Consider the following 24691-nt stretch of genomic DNA (forward strand, 5'->3'; position numbering starts at 1 on the left):
TCCCACTCCCACGCCGAGGCAGCAGGAAGGCGGCAGCACCCACCCGACCAGCACAGAAAGTCGGCCCCATCGACCTCCCACTCCCACGCCAGAGCGGAGGGAGGTGGGCAGCACCAGCCCGGCCGGCACAGGAAGTCGAACCCGCCGACCTCCCACTCCCCCACCCGATACAGCGAGCGGGTGGCCAGGCTGCGGGGCGGCACGGGTCGCGAGGAAGAACTCGGCAGCATCGGCCCGGCCGGTACAGGAAATCGGGCCCGCCGACTTCTCGCTCCTGTGCCGGGCCGGCGGGGTGGGGTGGTCAGGTGTGTGGGGGCCAGGGGGTGGCGGTGGTGCGGTGGGGTTGGAGGGTGTCGAGGGTCTGGCGGAGGCGGCGGACGGACGGGTGGTGGGGGCCCTCGCGGCGTTCGCGGTCGAAGAGGAGCTGGAGCAGCCAGGACCAGGCCGCTTCGGTCTCGCCGAGCGCGGCCAGCAGGACGCCGATCCGCTCCCGGAGGTCCAGCAGGCGTTCCGGTTCGGTCTCCGGCCACACCGCGAGCAGGGCCTGGTACTCGGCGAGGGCTTCCGCGCCCCGCCCCAGCTGTTCGAGGCACTCGGCGGCCCGGTAGCGCGGTTCCAGGGCCCGCCGGCCGTGCGGTCCGCCCTCGGCGGTCGCCGCGAGCAGCCGGTACTCCGCCAGGGCCTCGTGGTGGCGCCGTTCCTGGAGCAGCGTGCGGGCGTAGATGGTCCGGACGGTGCGGACCATCGCGGCGCCGTCACCGAGTTCGGACCGGCCCCGCGCAAGCAGCCGGGCGGCGAGGTCGAGCACCTCCGCGCGCCGGCCCGCGTCGACCAGATCGGAGAGGCGGGCGCAGGCCGCCGCGAAGTCCTCCCCCGCCGCGACGGGCACCGTGACGGGCACCGCCGGAACGGCGGCCGGCAGGAACGGGGGCGGTACGGCCCGCACCGGCGGTGCCGCTGGTGCGGCGCCGGCCGGCCGGGGCTGCGGCTGGAGCGGGTGCCGGTACGGCCGGGCCGGGTCGGGCAGCGGCCCGTACCGGGGTTGCGGCACGGGGACGGCGGCGGGCAGCAGCGGCAGCAGCCGCCCGTGGACCTCCTGCGCGTCGGCCGGGCGGTCCTGCGGCCGTTTGGCGAGCAGGTCGAGGACCAGCCGCTCCAGCGGCGCCGGCACCTCGGGCCTCAGTTCGCGCAGCGGCACCGGCGGGTCGTCGACGTGTCGGCGCAGCAGCCCGAGGGCGGTGGGTGCGCGGAACGGTCCCTCGCCGGTCAGCATCTCGTGCAGCAGGCAGCCGAGCGCGTACAGGTCGCTGCGCGGGTCGACGGCGGTGGACAGCGCCTGTTCCGGCGCCATGTAGGAGGGGCTGCCGATCAGGACGCCGGTGAGCGTGAGGCGGGTGGCGGCGGGGTCGATCGCGGTGGCGATGCCGAGGTCGAGCAGGACGGTCCGGCCGTCCTCACGGACCATCACGTTGCTGGGCTTGAGGTCCCGGTGGACGACCGGCACGGCGTGGACGGCGGCCAGTGCGGCGCAGAGCTGGGCGGCCACCGAGACCGCCCGGTCGACCGGGAAGGGCGCGTCCTCGGCGATGAGGTCGGCGAGGCTGACACCGGACACGCGCTGCATGACGAGGTAGAGCTCGCCGCCGTCCTCGCCCGCGTCGAAGACGGTGACCAGGCCCGGGTGGTCGAGGGCGGCGGTGGTGCGGCACTCGCGCAGGAAGCGGTGGCGCAGTTCGTCGCCGTGCCGCCGGTGTTCGGCGGTGGCGGGGTCGGCGGCGCCGGTGGCGGCGAGGAGGTGGTCGGTGCGCAGCAGCTTGACGGCGACCGGGCGGGCGAGCCGTTCGTCGCGGCCGGCCCAGACCTGGCCCATGCCGCCGTGGCCGATCTTCTCGGTGAGGTGGTAGCGGCCGCCGATCACCCGGGCGACGGTCACGGGCGGTCCTCGCGGGCCTGGCGGCGCAGCAGTTCGCCGAGCTCGCGCAGTTCGTCGGAGGTCGCGGGCCCGGCAGCGGCGGGTCCGGGACCGGCGGCCCCGGGACCGGCGGCGCGCACGGGCGGGTGGGAGATCGCCGACGGGTGGGAGTCGACGGCCGGGTACGGCTGGGCGGCCTGCGGGTAGGGGGCGGCGGTCCCGTACGGCTGGGCGGCCGGGTAGGGCTGCCCGGGCTGCGGGTACGGCCCCACCGGCGCGGCGGGCGCGGCGGCCATCGGGTAGCCGTACCCGGCCGCCCCGGCCACCGGGGCGTAGGGGCCGGCCGGGGCCCGGCCCGAGTCCCAGACCACCTGGCGGTCCATCAGCAGGAAGTGCACCGGCGGGGTGAACCACATCAGCACCATCATCGTGGTGCCGATCGCGTCGGCGACCGGAGCGTCGCCCTTGGGGTAGCTGCCGGCGATCCCCATGCAGATGAAGAAGGTGAGGAAGACCCCGCCGTAGACGACCGCGCCGAGGATGTCGTACGCCCGGCGGCGGCGGACCGCGAGCAGCAGCGAGGGGACCATGCCGAGCAGCCCGAAGGAGAGCAGCGGCGCGAGGGCCGTCAGGACCCGGCCGAGCACGCCGTACGGTCGGCCCCGCCGTTCGGGACCCTGCGGGGGAACGGCCATGGTCGGGGCGTAGGCCTGCGGACCGGGGCCGGGTATGCCGCCGGTCGGCGTGCCACCGGGCGGTGGGCCGAACTGCCCGGGGTACTGCCCTGACATGCGCGCTCCTGAGCGGTGAGGACGACGGCGGTCCCGATCACGGAACCGGCTCCGCACACCGTACCGCCCGTGCGCGTCACGCCGGAGTCCTTCTGCCGCACCCGCATCACCCGCCACCACCGGCCGGCCGCCCGGCCGAGGGAGCAGGAAGTCGGCCGGGCCGACTTCCTGCTCCGGTGTCACAGACCCTGCGGGGGCTCGGCGGTGCCGGCCGCGAGGGCGTCGGTGACGGACTGGGTGAGCGTGCGGCCCAGCACGGCGGCGCGTTGCAGGGCGGTGTCGAAGGCGGCGAGCCGGGCGAAGGCGGCGCCGAGCCGGCGCTGTTCGGTGACCGGCAGACGCGGCAGCTCGACCCGGCGGATGTCGAGGCGGGTGGTGGTGGAGGCGTGGCTGGCGGCCCGGCGGGCGGCGGCCGTGGAGCGCAGGTGACCGGCCAGGAAGTCCGGGTCGAGGGCGGCCGGATCGGGGCGGAGCAGATGGAGCTGGCGGCCGAGGGCGGCGCCGGCGGGCGGGCCGTCCGGGCCGACGACGCGGGCGGTGCCGCCGCCGAGGGCGGGGACGAGGACGTCGCCGGGGCGGGTCAGCGGCAGGGCGTCGACGCCGGCGGCGGACCGGTCGAGGACGGCGCCGGGCACGCTGCCGGTGACGAGGTCCTGGTCGGTGAGGACGGGGGTGCCCGCCGGGTCCGCATCGGCCGGAAGGGCGGGTGCGCCGCTGCCGGAGGAGTGCACGTCCAGCAGCCCGGCGCGGACCAGCTCGCCCAGCGTGACGACCGCGCCGCCCCCGGCACCGCCGCCCGCGCCGCCGGCCGGCTCGGGCAGCAGGGCGCCGGGGTCGGCGAGCCCGGCCAGCAGCTCGGTCAGCCGGCCGCTGAGGTGGGACAGCCCGGCGGCGCCGCCGGGCGGGGCGGCCGGCGGGACGTGACGGGTGGGCGAGAGGTCGGTCTCGTCGTCGAGCAGGTCGATCGCCGCCACGGTCCGGTGCCGGCCGGGCCGGTCCTCGGGCAGCGGCAGGCCCTCGCGGGCCGCGAGGTCGAAGGCCCGCCAGGCGTCCAGGACGGTACGGCGCAGCTCGGGCCAGCGGACCTTGTCGCGACCGCCCTCGGCGACCTCGGCGGAGCTCGCCGAGGCGGAGGCGGCGTCCAGCATCAGCACCTGGCGGAAGTCGTCGCCGGGGCGCGGGGCGCGCAGCACCCAGAGGTGGAGCGGGACCCCGTACGGCGGTGCGGCGCCCGCCGGGAGCGCGACGACGGCGCGCAGCGCACCGGAGCGCAGCAGTTCGGCGCGGACCCGGCGGCCGGCCCGGCGGGTGGCGACGGTCGGCGGGAGCAGCAGGGCGGCGAGCCCGCCGGGGCGGGTGTGGGCGAGGCAGTGCAGCACCCAGGCGAGCTCGGACTCGCCGCGCGGCGGGACGAGGCCGCCGGGCCAGCGCCGGTCGAACTGCAGCTCGTCGTGGCCCCAGTCCCGTTCGTTGTAGGGGGGTTGGCAGAGCACCGCGTCGAAGGTGTGGCCGGTGTAGGCGTCGGCGCGCAGGGCGTCGCCGGGGCGGAGCTCGACCGGGAGCGGGGCGGGGTCGGTGGCGGGCGCGTGCAGGGCGAGCCGGAGCCCGGCGAGCGCGGCGGTGACCGGGTCGGCGTCCTGGCCGTAGCGGTCGGCGGTGGACGGCAGGGCGAGCAGCAGCGCGCCGAGGCCGGCGGCGGGGTCGAGCACCGTGGCGGGAACGCCCGCGACGCCGGCGAGCAGCTCGGCGGCCTCCGGCGGGGTGGGGCTGACCTGGCGGGCGTTGGCCTCGGCGTAGCGGGTGAGGAGCTGTTCGAAGGCACCGGCCGGGCCGGCCGCGGCGGCGAGTTCGGCGAGCAGCCGGGCGAGGTCCAGTTCGGTAGAGCCGAGCAGTCCGGGCCGGGGCAGGCCGGCGGAGCCGTCGGGGCCGAGCACGGTGCGGGCGGTGTCGGCGAGGGCGCGCGGCAGGCCGGTGGCGAGCTTGGTGTCCGGTTGGCCGGTGAGCGCGTTCCAGCGCTCCGGCGCACGGTGGTGCAGCAGCAGGACGGTGCCGGCCTGGACGAGGGGGGCGGCCGGGTGGCCGTCCGGGTCGCGCAGCGTCTCGACGAGCCGCCAGACCCGTTCGAGCAGGGGCAGTTCGGCGATCTTTCCCTGGGCCCTGAGCCAGGACTCCACCTCGGCGAGCGCGAAGGCCGGGCTGCTGTCGGTGCCGCCGACCGGCCGGGGGAAGTCGGGGTGGCGGCGGCGCCAGTTGCTGACGGCGGCGCGGCCCACCCCGGCGAGGCGGGCGATCTCGACGGCGGTCACCTCGGGACGGTCCGGCATGGGGGCTCCTTCGGCGGCGATCCGCGGCGGCGGCGGCACGGGCGGTGTGACCACACAGCATATCCAGCACCTTCGGCCGGAGCGTTCACATGTGAACGGAGAGGTTCAGCGAAATGCTGTTGACTTGGTTCACAGCCCGTGGTGTGATCTCTCCTGTCGACAGCAGGTCGGCGCGCAGCAGAGAAGAAGAACCAAGGCCCCGAGGAGACAGCCATGTCCGCCGCCACCACCCGCCGCACCCGCCGCACCGCCGTCCTGCTGGCCGGCGCCGCGCTCGTCGCCCTCACCGCGACGGCCTGCGACTCCACCGGAGGCCCGTCCGTCTCCACCGAGGCCAAGCAGACCGCGGCCACGCCGGCGCCCGGCGACTCCGCCGCCGCGGCCAAGCCGGCCGAGAGCAAGGCCGCCGAGAGCAAGCCGGCCGAGGCGGCCAAGGCCCCGGCCAGGATCGGCGACACCATCGCCCTCAAGGGCACCCTGGAGAAGGGCAACACCGCCGACGTCACCGCCGTGAAGGTGGTCGACCCGGCGGCGAGCATTAACGAGTACCTCACCGCGGCGGACGGCAAGCACTACGTCGCCGTGCAGTTCCAGATCAAGGCGACCGGCGCCAAGGCGTACAGCGAGGCGCCCTGGAGCAGTGCCAAGGTGATCGACGACCAGGGCCAGGCGTACGGCCCGACGCTCGCCGAGACCAAGGCCGGCCCGTCCTTCCAGACCCCCACCAACATCGCCGCCGGCGAGACCGGCAAGGGCTTCGTGGTCTTCGAGGTCCCCGACGGCACCAAGCTCGACAAGGTCCAGTTCACCCTGGACAACGGCTTCGCCGACCAGGCCGGCCAGTGGAAGATCGGCTGACCGCCCTGTTCACGCCCGGCCGGCGCACCGACCCGACCGGCACCGGCCCACCCGACCGGCACCGGCCCACCCACGACAACGGCGGTCCCGGGCGCCATCGCCCGAGACCGCCGTCCCCGCCGCGGTACCCCGCGGGTCCGCTACTTCCTGGCCCCCGCCAGGTCGTCGAACATGGTCGACAGGAACTCCCGGGACCACGCCAGCAGCTCCCGCCCGACCAGCGGCTTGCCGCCGATCCGCCCGGTGGACGGACGCGGCACCAGCAGCTGCTGGGTCGCCGCCTTCACCTGGCTGCGCGGGTAGAGCCGGTTCAGCCGCAGCTGCTGCGACTCCCGCAGCTCGACCGGCCCGAACCGCACGTGGGAGCCCTGCAGGGTGATGTCCGCGATGCCGCACCGCCGGGCGTACAGCCGCAGCGCCGCCACCAGCAGCAGGTTCTCCACCGGCTCGGGCAGCTTGCCGTACCGGTCGACCAGCTCGTCGCGGACCTGGGTGATGTCCTCCTCCGAGTTGACCGCCGCGATCGAACGGTAGGCCTGGAGCCGCAGCCGCTCCCCCGGCGCGTAGTCGTGCGGCACATGGGCGTCGACCGGCAGCTCGATCTTCACCTCCAGCGGCTCCTCCTCCGGCTCGCCACCGCCCGCCAGCGACTCCCGGAACTCGGCCACCGCCTCCCCGACCATCCGCATGTAGAGGTCGAACCCGACGCCCGCGATGTGCCCGGACTGCTCGCCGCCGAGCAGGTTGCCGGCGCCGCGGATCTCCAGGTCCTTCATCGCCACGTACATGCCGGCGCCCATCTCGGTGTGCTGGGCGATGGTGGCCAGCCGCTCGTGCGCCGTCTCGGTCAGCGGCTTCTCCGGCGGGTACAGCATGTACGCGTAGCCGCGCTCCCGCCCCCGGCCCACCCGGCCGCGCAGCTGGTGCAGCTGGGAGAGGCCGAAGGTGTCGCCTCGCTCGACGATGAGCGTGTTGGCGTTGGAGATGTCGATGCCGGACTCCACGATCGTGGTCGACACCAGGACGTCGAACTCCTTCTCCCAGAAGTCGACGACCACCTTCTCCAGCTGGGTCTCCCCCATCTGACCGTGCGCGGTGGCGATCCGCGCCTCCGGCACCAGGTCCTTCAGCCGGGCGGCCGCCTTGTCGATCGACTCGACCCGGTTGTGGATGTAGAACACCTGGCCCTCGCGCAGCAGCTCACGCCGGATCGCCGCCGAGATCTGCTTCTCGTCGTACGGTCCGACGAAGGTCAGCACCGGGTGCCGCTCCTCCGGCGGGGTGGTGATGGTGGACATCTCGCGGATGCCGGTGACGGCCATCTCCAGGGTGCGCGGGATGGGGGTCGCGGACATGGTGAGCACGTCCACGTTGGCCCGCAGCTTCTTCAACTGCTCCTTGTGCTCGACGCCGAAGCGCTGCTCCTCGTCGACGATGACCAGCCCGAGGTCCTTGAAGCGGGTCTCCGAGGAGAACAGCCGGTGGGTGCCGATGACGACGTCCACCGAGCCCTCGAACAGTCCCTCCAGCACGGCCTTCGCCTCGCTGTCGGTCTGGAACCGGGACAGCGCCTTCACGTTCACCGGGAAGTTGGCGTACCGCTCGGCGAAGGTCGAGAAGTGCTGCTGCACGAGCAGCGTGGTCGGCACCAGCACCGCCACCTGCTTGCCGTCCTGCACCGCCTTGAACGCCGCGCGCACCGCGATCTCGGTCTTGCCGTAGCCGACGTCGCCGCAGATCAGCCGGTCCATCGGGACGGACTTCTCCATGTCCGACTTGACCTCGGCGATGGTGGTCAGCTGGTCCGGCGTCTCCGCGTAGGGGAAGGCGTCCTCCAGCTCCCGCTGCCACGGGGTGTCCGGGCCGAAGGTGTGGCCGGGCGCCGCCATCCGGGCCGAGTACAGCTTGATGAGGTCGGCGGCGATCTCCTTGACCGCCTTCTTGGCCCGCTGCTTGGTCTTCGCCCAGTCCGCGCCGCCGAGCCGGTGCAGCGTCGGGGCCTCGCCGCCGACGTACTTGGTGACCTGGTCGAGCTGGTCGGTCGGCACGAACAGCCGGTCGCCGGGGTGGCCGCGCTTGGCGGGCGCGTACTCCAGCACCAGGTACTCGCGGGTGGCGCCCTGCACGGTGCGCTGCACCATCTCCACGTACCGGCCGACGCCGTGCGCCTCGTGCACCACGTAGTCGCCGGCCACCAGCGCCAGCGGGTCGATCGCGTTGCGGCGCCGGGAGGGCATCCGCCGCATGTCCTTGGTGGAGGACTTCTGGCCGGACAGGTCGGTCTCGGTGATGACGGTCAGCTTGAGCGCCTCGTCGACGAAGCCGTACTCGATCGAGCCGCAGGCGACGTGCACGACGTCCCTGGTCGGCGCCTCGGACAGGTCGGCGACCAGCCGGGCCGGGATGCCCTCGTTGCCGAGCACCTCGGCGAGCCGGGAGGCCGGGCCGTGCCCCTCGGTCACCATGACGACCCGCCAGTCGGCGGCGAGCCGTTCCTTGGCGTCGGCGATCGCCCGCGCGGTGTCGCCCCGGTACGCCTCGACCGCGTGCATGCCGAGGGTCAGCGTGTTGACGTCGAACTCCAGCATGCCGTCGACCGTGGCGTCGCTGGTCGCGAACGGGCTGACCGACCACCACGGCAGGCCGATCTCGGCGGCGTGCTCGCGCACCTCGGCGAGCGACCGCAGCGAGGCGGCCGAGACGTCGATCGCCTCCAGGTCGATCGGCCGGTCGCCGCCGGCCGCGGCCGCCACCCAGGAGGCGTGCAGGAACTCCTGGCTGGTCGCCACCAGGTCGGCGGCGCGGGTGCGGACCCGCTCGGGGTCGCAGACCACCGCGACCGAGCCGAGCGGCAGCACGTCCAGCAGCAGTTCCATGTCGTCGACCAGGACGGGCGCCAGCGACTCCATGCCCTCGACCGCGATGCCCTCGGCGATCTTGTCCAGGATCTCCGCCAGCCCCGGGTGCTCGGCGGACAGCTCCGCGGCCCGGGCCCGCACCTCGTCGGTCAGCAGCAGTTCACGACAGGGCGGCGCCCACAGGCCGTGCTCGGCGATCTCCAGCGACCGCTGGTCGGCCACCTTGAAGTACCGGACCTCCTCGACGTCGTCGCCCCAGAACTCCACCCGCAGCGGGTGCTCCTCGGTCGGCGGGAACACGTCCAGGATGCCGCCGCGCACCGCGAACTCGCCGCGCTTCTCGACGAGTTCGACCCGGGAGTAGGCGGCCGCGGCGAGCCGCCGGGCGATCTCCTCCAGATCGTGCGACTCGCCCCGCCCGACGGCCACCGGCTCCAGCTCGGCCAGCCCCTTCACCTGCGGCTGGAGCACCGAGCGGACCGGCGCCACGACCACCTGCACCGGCCCGGCCGCCAGGTCGTCGGCCCGCGGGTGGACGATCCGGCGCAGCACGGCGAGCCGGCGCCCGACCGTGTCGGAGCGCGGCGAGAGCCGCTCGTGCGGCAGCGTCTCCCAGGCCGGGAACTCGGCGACCGCGTCCGGCGGCAGCAGCGAGCGGAGCGAGGCGGCGAGGTCCTCGGCCTCCCGGCCGGTGGCGGTGACGGCCAGCACCGGACGGCCCCGCTCCCCGGCCGCCTGCCCGGCGAGCGCGCGGGCGAGCGCGGCGATCGCGAACGGCCGGGCGGCGGGCGGTCCGACCAGGTCGAGGTGACGGCGGCCGCCGGCCGCGGCACCGGGGGCGGTCGCGGCCTCGATCGCCTCGGCGAGCGCCGCGTCCCGCGCGACGACATCGAGCAGTCCGGTCAGGCTCATCTGGAGTCTCTTCTTCGTCCCGTGGCTGGTGCTGCCCTGGAGGCCGGAGGGCCCGTCCGGGCAACGCGAACGGCCCGGCACGCCGAGCGGCCGGGGGTCTCCAGCCTACGCCGCGCGGCCGACCCGCACCCGGTGCACGGCCGGGGCCCGGACCGGGCGCGGACCGGCCGCGGTCCGGCGCGGACGAACCACCGGCCCCGCGCCGTCGCTCCCGCCGTGGAGCGGGCTGTTTCCGGGCCGTCGCGATCCGCCACGAACTGGACATACTCCTGTCACTGCCCGTCCATGGAGATCGCGCACCATGGAGAACGTGCCCGCCGCACCCAACCGTGGGGGATGGCTGTGGGGGCACGGTCGCACACCCGATGGGGGTCGGGCGTGCGAGGCCGGGCGACCCTGGGTGGGGGCGCCCGCCCACGCGCCGGGAACCGTGGCGCCCTTTCCTGGAGGGCGCCACGGGTCTCGGCCTCACTCTTTCCCCGGCGCGGTCCCGGGAAAGCCCGCGCGGCCGGGCTGTGCTCCCTACCCTGGGGTGAAGACCGTGGGGCGACGCCCGGAGGGGCCAGGGGGGCGCCGCGGTGGAGGGGGTTCTTCGTCATGCGCGTCGTCATCGCGGGCCAGGGCCGGGTGGGGCTGCCGCTCGCGGTCCGCGCGGCCGAGGTCGGCCACCGGGTGGTCGGCTACGACGTGGACGACCGCCGGATCGAACGGCTGGCCGCCGGCGAGTCCCCCGTCGAGGACGTCCCGGCCGGCCGGCTGCGCCCGCTGCTGGAGGACGGGAGCTACCTGCCGTCCGCCGAGCCGTCCGACGTGGCGGGCTTCGACCTCGCGGTGATCACCGTGTCCGCGCCGCTGCGCGACGGCGTGCCCGACCTGTCGTCCATCGAGGACGCGGCCGCCCTGCTGGCCCAGCACCTGCGTCCCGGGGCGAGCGTCGTCCTGGAGTCGACCGCCTACCCCGGCACCACCGAGGAACTGCTCGCGCCACTGCTGGAGGCGGGGTCCGGGCTGGTCGCCGGGCGGGACTTCCACCTCGGCTGCAGCCCCGAGCGGACCGACCCGGGCAACCCGGTCTGGCGGCTGGAGAACACCCCGAAGGTGGTCGCCGGGATCGACCCGGCCTCGCTGGCGGCGGTCGAGGGCTTCTACGGCGGGCTGGTCGAGCGGACCGTGCCGGTCTCCTCCTGCAAGGAGGCCGAACTGACCAAGCTGCTGGAGAACGCCTTCCGTCAGGTGAACGTCGCGCTGGTCAACGAGCTGGCGATGTTCGCGCACGACCTCGGCATCGACGTCTGGAAGGCCATCGACGCGGCGTCCACCAAGCCGTTCGGCCACCTGCGCTTCACCCCTGGCCCGGGAGCGGGCGGGCCCTGCCTGCCGATCGACCCGGCCTGCCTGCCCTGGCGCACGGAGCGGGCGCTCGGCCAGTCGTTCCGCTTCGTCGAGCTGGCCAACGACGTCAACAGCCGGATGCCCGACTACGTGGTCCGCCGGCTCGCCGCGGCGCTGGACGACCGGCAGTGCCCGGTCAAGGGCTCGCGGGTGCTGCTGCTCGGACCGGCGGACGGCGGGAACGCCGGTGACGCCCGGGAGACGCCGGCCGCCCGGATCGCCGAGCTGCTGGTCGGGATGGGCGCCGAGGTCCGGGCCGCCGACCCGCACGCGAGGGCCGGGGCGCACGGGCCCGAGCCGGTGGTCCCCGGCCCGCGGGCCGCCGGGCACGACCCGTACGGGGACCCGTTCGCCGCGGTCCGCCGGGTGGAGGCGTGCCCGCAGGAGCTGGCGGCGGCGGACGCGGTGGTGCTGCTCGCCGACCACGACGGCTTCGACTACGAGGCGGTCACCACCCACGCCCGGTACGTGCTGGACTGCCGGCGCCGGCCGGCCCCGGGCGCCGCGGTCGAGGTGCTCTGACCCTTCGGAGACGGTGCCGGGCGACCGCACCCGCCCGGCACCGCGGGTCAGCGGGCCTCCTCGCCCGCGCGGGCCCGCGGGGCCCGTCCTCCCGCTCCTACCAGCGGGAGAGATTGATGTCGTACATCGTCACCTCGTGGCCCACGTGGCCGTTGAAGTCGTACTGCTCCCAGTTGAAGACGGTCCAGGAGCCCATGCTGCCGCCGAGGTACGTGATGACCTTGTTGTTCCCGGCGTCGATCCGGTCGACGTTGTAGATGCGCACCGCCATCCACCCGTCGTTCGCGAAACAGAGCGTGCCGCCGTAGCCGTAGTTGTAGACCTTCGCGAAATCGGTGCGACCTCCGCAATCGATCCGGTTGACGGCCTCGGCATTCGCGGCCGGCAGTAACGTCGCGGCCGCCGCGACGAGCACGGCGAGCGCTCCGGACCGGCGGCTCAGGACATTTCCGGAACGGGGTCCGGAAGAACGTTCCGAATGATTTGTGCGGCGAATCATGTGAACCCTCCGAAGGGTAGCGGCTGCGACTCCAGAGGCTGACATGACGCCGCACGGCCGAACAGTTCTTTTCCGGCCAAGCCGCACCGCCCCGGCACCGGCCGGCCCGCCCCGCACAGGCATGCGCTAGGGTCCGAACAGTCCTGCCGTTCCTGAGGATCGGAGCTTCCGCTTGGCCCGCCCACCGCATTTCGGACGATTCACCGCGACCGCTGCGGCGGTCGTTCTATCTGCCTTTTTCGCAGGATGCGCCGGACCCTCCGCAGGGGGTTCCGCGGATTCCGCCCTGACCCCTCCCGCGATCGACGCACCGAAAGCCCCGGAATCCGGCCGGGCCGGAATGACCGGACTTCCGCTTTCCGCTTATCAGTCCGACGACCAGGCCGCCGTGAAGGAGATTCGGGTCCGCAATGCGCTGGTCGTCTCCTGCATGCGCCGGGCCGGTTACGCCGGCTTCCGCGGCGACGGCCTCCAGGAGGCGCGGCCCCCGGACAACGCCACCGCGCTGCCCGCCGGTGCCTGGGGGTACCTCGGGGCCGAGATCGCGGGCGTCCAGGGGTTCCACCCACCCCGGACGGCCGGTCCCGGCCCGGGCGCGGAAGCACCGGCGGCCGGGTCCGGCGAGGCCTACGACAGCGCCCGGACCGACTGCAACCGGCAGGCCGTCGAACGGATCGGCGCGCCGCCGGCGCCGGGGGCCGACCTCCTCGGGCGGCTCTTCTCGGACTCCATGACCGCCACCGGGCGGGACGGCCGGGTCACGGCGGCGACCGCGCAGTGGGCCGGCTGCATGGCGGCCGCGGGCTTCCGGGCCGAGGACCCGCAGTCCTTCCCCGACCCCTACCGTGCCGCGCCGCAGACCACCCCGGCCGAGCTGGCCGCCGCCCGGGCCGATGCCGACTGCACCGCCCGCAGCAACCTGGCCGCGATCTGGTTCACCGTCCTGGCGGGCTACCAGCGCCAGCAGATCGACCGCAACGGCCCGGCCCTGAACGCCCACCGCGAGGCCGTCCGCGCCCAGGACGCCAAGCTCACCCGGCTCCTCGCCGAGGGGGACACCGGGCCGACCCCGTGAACGCACCGGGCCCCGGACGCCGGACGGCGTTCGGGGCCCGACGGGACCGGAACGGATCAGCGGCGGTGGTAGCCGACCGTGTTCGGGGTGGCGTAGTCGCTGCCGTCGTCGATGATCACGATCTTCGGGATGATCCGGGTCTCCTCCTCGGCCGGGCGCCCGGCCGCGGCGCCGGCGCCCTCAGCGGGATCCGCCGCCGGCGGCGGCGGGGTGGCCGGCCGCGGCGGCACCGGTCCGGTGGCGACCGCGGCGGGGGCCGGGGCGACCCGGCCCGGGGTGACCCGCAGCACCGCCGTGGCGGCCTCGCTCGCGGGCGCCGGGACCGACTCCTTGCGCAGGTCGGCCCGGGGGTCCGCGACGAGGGGCAGCGGGATCTCCCCGGTGTCCGCCTCCGAGTCCACCAGCGGGGCCCGGTCCGCCGGAGCGGCGTCCACCGGGGCGGCGTCCGAGGCGGCGTCCGCGGGTGCGGCGCCGGGGGCGAGCTCCGGCGCGGCGGACTCCAGCGCCGCGGGCTCGATCGCGCCGACCGCCGCGCCCGTGAGCGAGGCCAGCGTCGCCTTGATGTGGTCGAGGTGCTGCTGCACCGTCTCCAGCCTGGTCGCGTACTCGCGCTGCTCGCGCTCACTGGCCGCGTTGATCCGCTCGGCCTCCCGGCGGGCCTGCTCGATCAGCTGGTCCGCGCGGGCCTGCGCCTCGGCGTCGCTCTGCTTGATCTGGCCGAGCACCGTCTCGCGGAACTGCTCGGCCTCCTTGACCCGGCGCTCGGCGGTGGCGGAGACCGCCGCGTCCTCGGCGTCGGCCTCGGCCTGGGCCTCGGCGAACATCTCGTCGGCCTTGCGGCGCAGCTCGGCCAGCTTGGCCTCGGCCCGCTCGGAGGCCTCGGCGGCGGCGACCCTGACCTTGGCGGCGTGCGCGGTGGCGGCGTCCCGGACGGACCGGACCTCGCGGTCGGTCTCGGCCCGGATCGTCTCCGCCTCGGCCCGGGTGCGCTCGTCGATGCGGCGGGCGGCGGCGTCGGCCTCGGTGCGGGTGGTGGCCGCGTACTCCTTGGCGGCGCGGTCGAGCGCCTGGCCGGCCTCGTAGACCTCGTCGCGGAGGTCCTCGGCGAACCGCTCGGCCTTGTCGCGGATGGCGCGGGCCTCGTTCTCCGCCATGGCGGCCAGCGCGGCGGCCTCGTCGCTGAGCACCTGGTAGTCCGGCTCGGGGGCGTCGGCGGCGGCCTGCTGGATCTCGGCCAGCCGGCGCTCCATCTCCCGGATTCCGGCGCCGAGCACGCTCAGCCGTTCCCACGCCTCGTCGCGCTGCGCGGTGAACGCGGCCAGGGCTCGGTCGACCTGCTCGGGCGCGTAACCGCGCCGGGCAACGGTGAAGCCGTACTGGGGGACGGCGTCGCTCATGGGCTCTTCCCCTCGTGTCGCGGGCTGCGGAGCCCATGATCGGACGGATCGGTCTGCCCGGGAACCTGGTGGGGGAACCCGGTCGGAATTCGGGCGTCGGGCGGATCGAAACAGGTCGAGGATGGACGCTTGCGACCATCCTCTTGACCTATTTTGCGCGGATGTGGACGAAACCCCAACGAGGCACCGCCGCACCGGTACGCCGAAGGGGCCGTTCCGGGCACCGGAACGACCCCCTGCCACCTGCGCGGATCCGGCACGGCCTGCTCAGAGCAGGCCGTCCCAGAACTGCTCCAGCAGCACGGCCCACCAGGTGTCCGCGGACTGCAGCGCAGCCGGGTCGATCGCGGCCAGCTGGGCCTGGAAGTCGGTCGTCCAGCGACCGGCCTGGTCCGGGGTCAGCCCGTACCGCAGCCGCCACATCCGGCCCAGCAGGGCCAGGGCGCGGACGAACTCCGGTACACCCGTGTTGACGAACCGGGGGGGCTCGCCGGTTCCTTCCAGGTCCACCGCGACCACGTGCGCCGTGCCGTACTGCACACAGAGCTGCCGGCCGTAGTCGTTCCCGAGCACCAGGTAGCCGCCGAAGTCCGGGCCGCCCGCCAGGCCGCGCTCGGCGGCCAGCTCGGCGAGCGTCGGGATCGGCCGGCCCTCCTGGGCCTGCGCCCAGAAGAACGGTCCGAACTCGCGCGGCAGCCCCGACCACATCAGCGTCTGCGCCACCGGCTCGGGCACGCCCTGGCGCGCCACCGCGCGCTGCTCGAAGCGGAACACGTTCGGACCGAAGGCCTGGCCGAGCTCCTGGGCGAGCTGCTGCGGCGCGAGCGGCGGCAGCGGCGGGACGGTGCCCGGGGCGGGCAGCGGCACCCGGAGCGGGCGGACCCGCTGCGGGCCGGAGGCCAGCTGGTGCAGCTCGTCCAGGTGGTCGAGCAGCTGGGCCATGCCGGCCTGCCGGGAGTGGTGGTCGCGGCCGTAGTCGGCGGTGTGGGTGAGCCGGACGTTCGGCCAGGACGCGGCGATCATCCGGTTGCAGTACCCGCCGGGCAGGTCGCAGGACTCCAGCTCGGTGTAGAGCTCCAGCACCTGCTCCGGCGGCACGTTGAGCCGCCGCAGGTCCTGGAGGATCTTCCACTCCGGGTGCGGGGTGCCGGGCTCGCTGCGGTGCAGCAACTTCTGCTCCGAGCCGTCCGGGCCCCGGTAGCTGAGCGCGGCGAAGTAGCCCGGGCCGACGGCGGGCACGCCGGGCGGCACCGGGGCGCCCTGCGGCGGCCCGGGGACGGGCGCCGGCGGGGCGGCCGGGACCGGGACCGGGGCCGGGACCGGGGCGGGTGCCGGGGCGCCGGGTCCGGCGGGGGCGCCGGGGTAGCCGTAGCCGGCGCCGGGCGCACCGGTGGGAGCGCCGGACGCGGGCGGCGGCGGGACGGCGGGGCCGCCGGACGGCGGGGTGCCGGGGTCGGCGGGGGCGCCGCCGAGCAGCGCGGGGTCGATCGCCCCCGCGAGCTGGGTGCGCTCGTACGCCACTCCGCCGCCCGGGGCCGGAGCGGGCGCGGGCGCGGCGGGCGGTGCGGCCGGAGCGTCGGCCGGCCGCAGACCCGCCGGCGGCGGGGGCGGCGGGGCGCTGGAGGCGCCGCGGCCGCCGGAACCGGCGGGGGCCGCCGGGCCGGAGCCGGAGCCGCCGCGCAGTCCGGCGGGCGGGGGCGGCGGCGGGGCGGACGCGGGGTTGCGGCCGAGCCCGCCGGGGGCGGAGCCCGCACCGGGACCGGACGGGCCGCCGCGCAGCCCGTCCGGCGGGGGCGGCGGCGGGGCGGAGGCCGGGTTGCGGCCGAGGCCGGCGGCCTGCGGTTCCACCGGCGGCGGGCCGGCGGGCGGCGGCACCGGAGCACCGGGCGCGCCGGGCAGACCCGCCAGGCCGGGCAGGCCGTCGGGCGGCGCCAGCATGGTCGGGGCGTGTTCGACGGACCCGCCGGGCGGCGGGACGGGCGTCCCGGGCGCGGGGGTGCCGGGGCCGCCGGGCGCGGGCGCGCCGGGCAGACCCGCCAGGCCGGGCAGGCCGTCCGGCGGCGCCAGCAGCGTCGGCGCGGGTGCCACCGGCGCACCCGGCGTCGGGACGGGCGTGCCCGGCGCGGGCGTGCCCGGCGCGCCCGGCAGGCCGTCCGGCGGCGCCAGGACCGTCGGCGCGGGGGCCGCCGGGGCGTCCTGCGGCGGCACCGGCGTGCCCGGCGCGGGCGTGCCCGGGCCGCCCGGCGCACCGGGCAGGCCCGCCAGGCCCGGCCGGCCGCCCTCGGGCAGCAGCACGGTGGCGGCCTCGGAACCGGCCCTCGGCTCGCCCGGCAGCCCGGCGCCGTTGGTGCGCAGCCCGTCCGGCAGGAGCACGGTCGCCGCCTCGGCGCCGGCGCGCGGCGCGGGCGGGGCGGCCGGCTCGTCGTGGCCGGGCGGCGGGGCGAGCATGGTCGGCGCGTCCCCGGCGGGCCGCTCGGAGACCGGCGGCGTGGTCAGGACGGCGGGCGCGGGGGCGTCCCCGGGCTGCGCCGCGAACGGCGCCGCGGCGGGCGGCGACACCACGGGCGGCGCGACCGGAGCGGCGGCCGGAGCGGCCGGCGGCGCGGAAGGGGCCGCGGGCGCGGCGGGCGCCGCCGTCCCCAGCCGTTCCGCCTCCGCGGTGAGCGCCGCCTCGCCGGCCTCCCGCAGCCACTGCGGCGGGCTGAGCAGGAAGGACGTCGCCTCGACCGGCCCCGGCGCGGGCCGGGCCGCGCCCGCCGGGTTGGCCGCGACCGGCCGCCCGTAGGTCTCCTCGTACTGCCGGACCACCTCGTTGACGGGCAGCGCGGGCCAGAGCGTGCTGGCGCCGGAGTCCCGGGCGATCACCAGCCTGGCCTCGCCCTCCGCGCCGCCCGCGCCGTCACCGGGCTCCACCGCCCAGCAGACGAAGCCCAGGTCGAACTCCCGGACCCGCACCTCGCGCTGCCGCTCCCGCGGCACCCCGCCGTTGATCCACTCCTCGGCGAGCTCCTGCGCCTGCGCGTACGTCACCACGCCCGGTTCACCCCTGTTCCCATCGTCCCCGCTCGTTCCACACCCTCGACGACCACCGCGGACGCCATGTCAGCCCACCGGAACGGCACGGGCGAAGCCGCCGTCCACCATCAGCCCGGCGACCGTCTCCAGCTCCGCCGGGCTCCCCGCCAGCCGCAGCAGGAAGGCGTCGAAGTCCTCCCCGCAGGGCAGCAGCAGCCGGCCCACCCGGTCCTCGGCGGCCTCGGGCGCCCCGGTGTCACGGGCGTCGTCGTAGAGGCAGAACCAGACCGAGCCGGTCCGCTCGCCGCGCACCTTCAGCGCCACGATGCCGCCCTGGGCGTAGGCGATGCCGAGGTAGTCCTTGGTGAGGTGGTCGCGCAGGCACTTGTTGGCGTAGACGACGTCCTCGGTGCCGTACTCCTCGGTGAGCGTCAGGAACGGCTGGTCGAGCAGCAGCCCGAGCTCCGGGTCGAGTGCCACGCCGACCGGGGCGCGGCCGCCGCCGAGCTTGAGGAAGGTCCGGTAGGCGCCGGGCAGCCGGTGGCCCAGCCGCTCCTCGGCGCGCTGCACGAGGTCCTCGGAGACGCCGATCGGGTCGCCGCCGTCCTTGGCGAGCGAGAAGTGCACCGGCCGCTTCTCCTGCAGCGGCCGGGTGCCGCGGCGCCCGTGGTCGGCGGAGGAGGTGGCCAGACCGCCGTGGTGCCGCAGCAGCGCCTTGACCTCGACCGGGACCAGTTCCATCCGCCGCCAGCCGGGCGCGGCGCCGCCGACCGCGTGGTGCCAGGTCCAGCCGGGCGGGGTGGCGACGGCGGTCTCCAGGTCGGCCCAGAGCGGGTGGCCCTGGGTGAACAGCGCGGCGTTGGCCGAGACGTAGTCGGTCAGCCGCAGCTCGTCGACGCCGAAGCCGGCCGGCGGGTCGGCGACCTCGGCCGCCGCGGCGGCGTAAGGGCCGAAGTCCGGGTAGCCGTACTCGTCCACCCGGACCCCGGCGGGGTGCCGCTCCGCACGGACCGGGTCCGGGAACTGCACCACCTGACCTGCGTACGCCGCGTTCGGTGCGGCGGCGACGCCGGGCCGACCTGTCGTCATCTGGGAGCCCCCACTGGCTGCTGCATGTTCTCGGTGCGCTTGTCGGAAACCAGCGTAGGGGGTGCGCCCTCGGCCCGGTCCCCCGCCCGGCACGCCCGGACGTGACCAGTGGGTGGCCGGCGGATGGCGGGTGCGTGCCGCGGCCCGGGCCGCCGGGGCCGCCGCCGCCCCGCTCGCCCCGGCAGCTCCGCTGCGGCCGTCCGGCGGCCGGGAACACCCCCTCGCCGTCCCCGCGGTGGCGGAGCGCCGGCCGCGGGGCTCGGATCGGGGAAGACCGGGGACGAGTCGTGATCGTGCGGTGTGGATCCGGCCGACATCGCGTGTCCGCCCGCCCGTCGGCTCCGCGCGCCGCACCCCGGATGTGCGGTTGTCAGTGTCATTTGACAGGCTGGCCCCTGACAGCCGTGCCACACCGGGCCGGGCGGAAGGGCCGGGCGGGAGGCGGACGGACGGACGACGAGCGGGACGAGGAGGAGGGCGACGCCATGACCACCGGGGAACCGGCCGGGCCACCGCTGCTGCGCCACCACCGCGACAGCCTGCTGCCCGCCGTCGCCGCCGCGCTGTCGCTCAAGGGCGGCGAGGTGCACACCCTGGCCGGCGACAAGTCGGACCGCCGTCCCGCGCTGCACCCGCTGGTCGGCGACTTCCTCGACGCGCTGCCGCCGGAGCACCGCGAGCGCTTCACCGGCCGCTGCCCGGAGGCGGTCCTGCTCTCCCGGTACCTGACCTCGGTGGACGGCCGGCGCTCCAAGCGCGCCGCCCGCAAGCCGATGAGCCTGCACGAGGCGCGCAAGGCGCTCAAGGGCGCCCGGCTGACCACCGTGCGGATCCGCGAGGAGCACGATCCCGCGCACGGCACCCATGCACCGCCGTGCCGCTCCTGCCTGCCGCTGCTGGAGCACTTCACCGTACAGCTCGTCACGGTCGGCCCGGCCGCCGCCGGCTGACCGGTCCGCCGCGCGGGCGCCCACGCGCCGGCCGCGCGACGCACCGCCCGTCCCCCGTCCCCGAGCCACCGGAGCCCGTCCTGAACCCGCCCGCCCCCTCCCCGTCCCCGGCCGCGCCCGGCGGCCCCGCGCTGCGGACCCGCCCGCGCTTCCCGGCCGACGTCGCCGCCGAGCTCAAGGCGGCCGGCTGGCACCCCGGGCGCTGGCAGATCCGGCAGGCCGAGGAATGGGCCGACGCCCTGGTCGGGTACGGCAGCCCGGCCGGCGTCCAGCACGCGGTGTTCCCGGCGGCGGTGGAGGCCTGGGCCGAGTTCGGCGGCCTCGCCTTCGACCTGGCCGGGCCCGGCCGGCAGCTGGCCCGCACGCCGTTCCTGCTCGACCCGCTGTGCGGCCTGCACCAGCCGCGCACCCTGGCCGACCTCGGCCGCGCCCTGGACGTCCGCGTTGCCCCGCTGGGCGAGGAGGCGTACGGGCAGGCGCTGCTGGCGATCGACGAGGAGGGCCGGGTCTACAGCCTCGACCACACCGGCGAGTGGTTCCTCGGCCACGGCGTCGACCAGGCGATCACCGCGCTGGTCCTGGGCACCGCCCCGGAACGGCTGCGCACCGCGGACGACGCCTGAGCGCTCCGGGCGCTAGGCCAGCCGGTCCTGGCGGACCGCCAGCCGGGACGGCAGCACCGCCTCCACCCGGAACCCGCCGTCCCGCTCCGGCCCGGCCGAGAAGGTGCCGCCGAGCGCGACCACCCGCTCGCGCATCCCGACCAGCCCGTTGCCGCCGCTGGGCAGCGCGGCGGCGGCCCGTTCGCCGCCCGGGCAGGCGTTCACCACGCTCACCCGCACACCGTTCGGCGCGTAGGCGAGCAGCACCGACACCTGCGCGCCGCCGGCGTGCTTGTGGGCGTTGGTCAGCCCCTCCTGCACCACCCGGTACGCGGTCTGCTCGGCCTCGCCGGTGAACTCCTGCCGGCTGCCGCTGACGGTCAGGGTGACGGCCATCCCGGCCGCCCGGGACTGGTCGACCAGCCGGGGCAGCCCGGTCAGCGAGTCCGGCTCCGGCGCGTTCTCCTCGGACATCCGCAGCACCCCGAGGATCTCGCGCAGCTCGTTGAGCGCCTGCCGGCCGACCTCACCCATCAGCTTGGCGCTCTGCGCCGCCTTCTCCGGGTCCTTGGCCACGATCCGCTCCAGCGCCCCGGCGTGCACCACCATCAGCGAGACCCGGTGCGCCACCACGTCGTGCATCTCCCGGGCGATCCGGGTGCGCTCCTCCAGCCGGGCCCGGCGGGCGCGTTCCCGGGCCTGCTCGGCCAGCAGGTCCAGCTCGGTCTCCAGGCCGTGCGCGCGGTCCTTGAGCGACTCGATCAGCCGCCGCCGGGCGCCGACGTACAGGCCGGTCACCACCGGCACCGCGGTCGCCCCGGCCGCCACCAGCAGCGACAGCACCACCTGGCCCCAGAACGGCGGCTGCTCGGCCGCCGGCTCGCCGGGGTTGAGCATCGACATGAGGATCACCCCGGCCGTCTCGCCGTAGGCGAGCGCGGAGAGCGCCACCACCCGCCGGCGGCGCGAGGGCCACTCCCAGGTCTCGGCCAGCGTGTACAGCGCCACCAGCAGCAGCACCATGCTGGGCACGGCCGGCATCACGAGCAGCGCGACCACCACCGGGACGACCGGCCAGCGCCGCCGCACCACCAGGGTGGCGCCGGCCAGCGCGGCGAACATCCCGACCACGATCTCGGCCGTCATGCCGAGGTGGACCCGGCTGCCGATGTAGGCGACCGAGCTGCCGGCGCACTCCAGCGCCGCGAGCGCGGCGAGCCCGGCGTCCAGGAGGGCGCTGCGCCGCCGCGGCCACCACAAGAACGACGACCGGTCCCGCGCGCGCTCCCCAGGCGACTTGCTCATGCCCCACAGACTACGGCGCGCCCCGGCCCCTCCCCCACCGGGTCGCGCCGCAAACCCTCCCGGGCCCCGCCGACCGGCTTGAGTGGTCCAGACCACATACGGTCCCGGGGCATGCCTGTCCGCCATCCGGCCACTTCGCGGACAGCGCAGCGGACGACACCTATGCTGGTCGCGTCGGACAGCGCGGTCCGCACGCGTCACACCCGCCACACGCGGGGCGGCCCTGTGACGATGAGCCGTTGCCGAACACCCCACCACCCCGAGGGAGCCAGCCGTGACCGCTCCGGTCCCCAGCCAGGCGGACAACCCGACCCCCGTGGTCGCCGACAACGCCGCATTGCGTGCGGACATCCGTCGCCTCGGCGACCTCCTCGGCGAGACGCTGGTCCGCCAGGAAGGTCCCCAGCTGCTCGGCCTGGTCGAACAGGTCCGGCTGCTCAGCCGCACCGACGGCGAGGCCACCGCCGAACTGCTCTCCGACATCGACCTGGAGACCGCCGCCAAGCTGGTGCGCGCCTTCTCCACGTACTTCCACCTCGCCAACGTCACCGAGCAGGTGCACCGCGGCCGCGAGTTCGCCACCCGCCGCGCCCGCGAGGGCTCGCTGCTCGCGCAGACCGCCGACCAGCTGGCCGACGCCGACCCCAAGCACCTCGGCGACACCCTGGCCCACCTCGCCGTCCGCCCGGTCTTCACCGCGCACCCGACCGAGGCCGCCCGCCGCAGCGTCCTCAACAAGCTGCGCCGGATCGGCGAGCTGCTCGACCGCATCCACCGCGAGGAGATCGCCGCCGGCCTCTCCCAGGCCGACCCGGCCCGCACCTCCTCCGCCCGCCGCCAGGCCGACCGCCGCCTCGCCGAGGTCATCGACCTGCTCTGGCAGACCGACGAGCTGCGCATCGCCCGCCCGGAGCCCACCGACGAGGCCCGCAACGCCGTCTACTACCTCGACGAGCTCTACCGCGACGCCGTCCCGCAGGTCCTGGAGGAGCTGCACGAGGAGCTCGCCCGGGTCGGCCTGGAGCTGCCCGACGGCGTGCGCCCGCTCACCTTCGGCACCTGGATCGGCGGTGACCGCGACGGCAACCCCAACGTCACCCCGCAGGTCACCTGGGACGTCCTCAACCTCCAGCACGAGTACGGCATCAAGGACGCCCTCGCCGCCATCGACGACCTGCGCAGCACCCTCTCCACCTCGGAGCGGCTGGCCGGCGCCTCCGTCGAACTGCTCGCCTCGCTCAACACCGACCTCCACCTGCTCCCCGAGCTGAGCCCGCGCTACAAGCGGATGAACGCCGAGGAGCCGTACCGCCTCAAGGCCACCTGCATCCGGCTCAAGCTGGAGAACACCCGCGAACGCCTGGCCGGCGGCACCCCGCACGTCGAGGGCCGCGACTACCTCGGCACCCGCGAGCTCGTCGCCGACCTGCGGCTGATCCAGGACTCGCTGCGCGCCCACCGCGGCGAGCTGATCGCCGACGGCCGGCTCGCCCGCGCCATCCGCACCATCGAGGCGTTCGGCCTGCAGCTCGCCACCATGGACGTGCGCGAGCACGCCGAGGCCCACCACCACGCGCTCGGCCAGCTCTTCGACCGGCTCGGCGAGGAGGCCTGGCGCTACGCCGACATGCCCCGCGAGTACCGTCAGCGGCTGCTCGCCAAGGAGCTGCGCTCGCGCCGCCCGCTCGCGCCCACCCCGGCCCCGCTGGACGCCGCCGGCGCCAAGACCCTCGGCGTCTTCACCACCATCCGCGAGGGCTTCGAGCGGTTCGGCGACGAGATCGTCGAGTCGTACATCATCTCGATGTGCCAGGGCGCCGACGACGTCTTCGCCGCCACCGTGCTGGCCCGCGAGGCCGGCCTGATCGACCTTCACGCCGGGATCGCCAAGATCGGCATCGTGCCGCTGCTGGAGACCACCGACGAGCTCCAGCAGGCCGACCGGATCCTCGACGAGATGCTCTCCGACCCCTCCTACCGGCTGCTCGTCTCGCTGCGCGGCGACGTCCAGGAGGTCATGCTCGGCTACTCCGACTCCTCGAAGTTCGGCGGCATCACCACCTCCCAGTGGGAGATCCACCGCGCCCAGCGCCGGCTGCGCGACGTCGCCCACCGCTACGGCATCCGGCTGCGGCTCTTCCACGGCCGCGGCGGCACCGTCGGCCGCGGCGGCGGCCCCTCCCACGAGGCCATCCTGGCCCAGCCGTGGGGCACCCTGGAGGGCGAGATCAAGGTCACCGAGCAGGGCGAGGTCATCTCCGACAAGTACCTGCTGCCCTCGCTGGCCCGGGAGAACCTCGAACTGACCCTCTCCGCCACGCTGGCCGCCTCCGCGCTGCACACCGCCCCGCGCCAGGCCCCCGAGGAGCTGGCCCGCTGGGACGCCGCCATGGACCGGGTCTCCGAGGCCGCGCACACCTCCTACCGGGCCCTGGTCGAGCAGGACGACCTGCCGAAGTACTTCTTCGCCGCCACCCCGGTCGACCAGCTCGCCTCGCTGCACCTGGGCTCCCGCCCGTCCCGCCGCCCCGACTCCGGCGCCGGCCTGGACGGCCTGCGGGCCATCCCGTGGGTATTCGGCTGGACCCAGTCCCGCCAGATCGTCCCCGGCTGGTACGGCGTCGGCGCGGGCCTGGCCGCCGCCCGCGAGGCGGGCCTGGGCGACGTGCTCGACGAGATGTACGGCCAGTGGCACTTCTTCCGCAACTTCCTGTCCAACGTCGCCATGACGCTGGCCAAGACCGACCTGCGGATCGCCCGCCACTACGTCGAGCAGCTGGTGCCCGAGGAGCTGCACCACATCTTCGAGCAGATCCAGGCCGAGCACGACCTCACCCTGCGCGAGGTGCTCCGCCTCACCGGGGAGAACGAGCTGCTGGAGCACAACCCGGTGCTCAAGCAGACCTTCGCGGTCCGCGACGCCTACCTCGACCCGATCTCCTACCTCCAGGTCGCGCTGCTGCGCCGCCAGCGCGAGGAGGCCGCCACCGGCCGCCAGGAGGACCCGCTGCGGGCCCGGGCGCTGCTGCTGACCGTCAACGGCATCGCCGCCGGCCTGCGCAACACCGGCTGACCGGCACCCCCGCACGCCCCGGGGCCCCCCCCCCCCCGCCCACCCCGGGCCGGGGCCCCCCCCCCGCCCCAACCGCCCCCCCCCCCCCGGGGGCGTAGGCCCCCCCAACCCCCAGTA

15 protein-coding genes are annotated in these 24691 nt (G+C 75.9%); 6 read left to right on the top strand and 9 right to left on the bottom strand.

Features of this window, described 5'->3' with window-relative positions:
• Positions 1–301: 301 nt before the first annotated feature.
• The 3 genes from ACF1AK_RS04925 to ACF1AK_RS04935 form a co-directional block, all read right to left on the bottom strand.
• Positions 302–1933 (bottom strand): protein kinase, encoded by a 1632-nt coding sequence (locus ACF1AK_RS04925; RefSeq protein WP_391497369.1) that lies wholly within the window; start codon positions 1931–1933, stop codon positions 302–304.
• Positions 1930–2703 (bottom strand): hypothetical protein, encoded by a 774-nt coding sequence (locus ACF1AK_RS04930; protein ID WP_391497370.1) that lies wholly within the window; start codon positions 2701–2703, stop codon positions 1930–1932. Before ACF1AK_RS04930 ends, ACF1AK_RS04925 begins: the two co-directional genes overlap by 4 nt.
• Positions 2704–2882: 179 nt before the next feature.
• Positions 2883–5027, bottom strand: a complete 2145-nt coding sequence (locus ACF1AK_RS04935; RefSeq protein WP_391497371.1) for an N-6 DNA methylase — start codon at positions 5025–5027, stop codon at positions 2883–2885.
• A 213-nt stretch (positions 5028–5240) separates the two neighbouring features.
• Here ACF1AK_RS04935 and ACF1AK_RS04940 point away from each other — a divergent pair, with 213 nt between their 5' ends.
• The gene (locus ACF1AK_RS04940; protein ID WP_391497372.1) at positions 5241–5885 is read left to right on the top strand and encodes a DUF4352 domain-containing protein; all 645 of its coding nucleotides are present in this window, start codon (positions 5241–5243) and stop codon (positions 5883–5885) included.
• A 140-nt stretch (positions 5886–6025) separates the two neighbouring features.
• On the opposite strand, the gene mfd is transcribed toward ACF1AK_RS04940, so the two are convergent.
• A complete protein-coding gene (gene mfd / locus ACF1AK_RS04945) occupies positions 6026–9655 on the bottom strand; it encodes a transcription-repair coupling factor (RefSeq protein WP_391497373.1) in 3630 nt (1209 codons plus the stop codon).
• Positions 9656–10252: 597 nt separating this feature from the next.
• Here mfd and ACF1AK_RS04950 point away from each other — a divergent pair.
• Complete coding sequence (locus tag ACF1AK_RS04950) at positions 10253–11569, top strand: nucleotide sugar dehydrogenase (RefSeq protein ID WP_391497374.1); 1317 nt, start codon at positions 10253–10255, stop codon at positions 11567–11569.
• Between the two features lie 97 nt (positions 11570–11666).
• On the opposite strand, the gene ACF1AK_RS04955 is transcribed toward ACF1AK_RS04950, so the two are convergent.
• Positions 11667–11984, bottom strand: a complete 318-nt coding sequence (locus ACF1AK_RS04955) for a beta/gamma crystallin domain-containing protein (RefSeq protein WP_391497375.1) — start codon at positions 11982–11984, stop codon at positions 11667–11669.
• Between the two features lie 472 nt (positions 11985–12456).
• Between ACF1AK_RS04955 and ACF1AK_RS04960 the strand changes: the two genes are divergently transcribed.
• A complete protein-coding gene (locus ACF1AK_RS04960) occupies positions 12457–13143 on the top strand; it encodes a hypothetical protein (protein ID WP_391497376.1) in 687 nt (228 codons plus the stop codon).
• Positions 13144–13199: 56 nt separating this feature from the next.
• Here ACF1AK_RS04960 and ACF1AK_RS04965 read toward each other — a convergent pair whose 3' ends face one another.
• The 3 genes from ACF1AK_RS04965 to ACF1AK_RS04975 all read right to left on the bottom strand — a co-directional run bounded on the left by ACF1AK_RS04965 (position 13200) and on the right by ACF1AK_RS04975 (position 18644).
• Positions 13200–14540, bottom strand: a complete 1341-nt coding sequence (locus ACF1AK_RS04965; protein ID WP_391497377.1) for a hypothetical protein — start codon at positions 14538–14540, stop codon at positions 13200–13202.
• A gap of 267 nt (positions 14541–14807) precedes the next feature.
• On the bottom strand, positions 14808–17573 hold the full coding sequence (locus tag ACF1AK_RS04970) for an SUKH-4 family immunity protein (protein WP_391497378.1): 2766 nt from the start codon (positions 17571–17573) through the stop codon (positions 14808–14810).
• Positions 17574–17642: 69 nt separating this feature from the next.
• Positions 17643–18644 carry an SMI1/KNR4 family protein gene (locus ACF1AK_RS04975; RefSeq protein WP_391497379.1) on the bottom strand — a complete coding sequence of 334 codons (1002 nt, stop codon included), beginning with the start codon at positions 18642–18644 and terminating at the stop codon, positions 17643–17645.
• 485 nt (positions 18645–19129) lie between these two features.
• Here ACF1AK_RS04975 and ACF1AK_RS04980 point away from each other — a divergent pair, with 485 nt between their 5' ends.
• Both ACF1AK_RS04980 and ACF1AK_RS04985 read left to right on the top strand, forming a co-directional pair.
• Positions 19130–19594 (top strand): YwqJ-related putative deaminase, encoded by a 465-nt coding sequence (locus tag ACF1AK_RS04980; RefSeq protein WP_380295901.1) that lies wholly within the window; start codon positions 19130–19132, stop codon positions 19592–19594.
• Between the two features lie 131 nt (positions 19595–19725).
• Positions 19726–20217 (top strand): SUKH-3 domain-containing protein, encoded by a 492-nt coding sequence (locus ACF1AK_RS04985; protein WP_391498015.1) that lies wholly within the window; start codon positions 19726–19728, stop codon positions 20215–20217.
• Positions 20218–20229: 12 nt separating this feature from the next.
• On the opposite strand, the gene ACF1AK_RS04990 is transcribed toward ACF1AK_RS04985, so the two are convergent.
• Positions 20230–21501 (bottom strand): sensor histidine kinase, encoded by a 1272-nt coding sequence (locus tag ACF1AK_RS04990; protein WP_391497380.1) that lies wholly within the window; start codon positions 21499–21501, stop codon positions 20230–20232.
• Positions 21502–21775: 274 nt separating this feature from the next.
• Between ACF1AK_RS04990 and ppc the strand changes: the two genes are divergently transcribed.
• Complete coding sequence (gene ppc, locus ACF1AK_RS04995; protein ID WP_391497381.1) at positions 21776–24574, top strand: phosphoenolpyruvate carboxylase; 2799 nt, start codon at positions 21776–21778, stop codon at positions 24572–24574.
• The last annotated feature ends 117 nt before the right edge of the window (positions 24575–24691 follow it).

Source organism: Kitasatospora sp. NPDC015120, assembly GCF_043080305.1.
In the GTDB taxonomy this organism is placed as follows: domain Bacteria; phylum Actinomycetota; class Actinomycetes; order Streptomycetales; family Streptomycetaceae; genus Kitasatospora.

What these genes read in the sequence shown, in the direction of transcription:
- ACF1AK_RS04930 (WP_391497370.1), bottom strand. Translation starts at nt 2,703, where the DNA reads ATGTCAGGGCAGTACCCCGGGCAGTTCGGCCCACCGCCCGGTGGCACG.
- ACF1AK_RS04980 (WP_380295901.1), top strand. Translation starts at nt 19,130, where the DNA reads ATGACCACCGGGGAACCGGCCGGGCCACCGCTGCTGCGCCACCACCGC.
- ACF1AK_RS04940 (WP_391497372.1), top strand. Translation starts at nt 5,241, where the DNA reads ATGTCCGCCGCCACCACCCGCCGCACCCGCCGCACCGCCGTCCTGCTG.
- ACF1AK_RS04990 (WP_391497380.1), bottom strand. Translation starts at nt 21,501, where the DNA reads ATGAGCAAGTCGCCTGGGGAGCGCGCGCGGGACCGGTCGTCGTTCTTG.
- ACF1AK_RS04950 (WP_391497374.1), top strand. Translation starts at nt 10,253, where the DNA reads ATGCGCGTCGTCATCGCGGGCCAGGGCCGGGTGGGGCTGCCGCTCGCG.
- ACF1AK_RS04975 (WP_391497379.1), bottom strand. Translation starts at nt 18,644, where the DNA reads ATGACGACAGGTCGGCCCGGCGTCGCCGCCGCACCGAACGCGGCGTAC.
- mfd (WP_391497373.1), bottom strand. Translation starts at nt 9,655, where the DNA reads ATGAGCCTGACCGGACTGCTCGATGTCGTCGCGCGGGACGCGGCGCTC.
- ACF1AK_RS04935 (WP_391497371.1), bottom strand. Translation starts at nt 5,027, where the DNA reads ATGCCGGACCGTCCCGAGGTGACCGCCGTCGAGATCGCCCGCCTCGCC.
- ACF1AK_RS04965 (WP_391497377.1), bottom strand. Translation starts at nt 14,540, where the DNA reads ATGAGCGACGCCGTCCCCCAGTACGGCTTCACCGTTGCCCGGCGCGGT.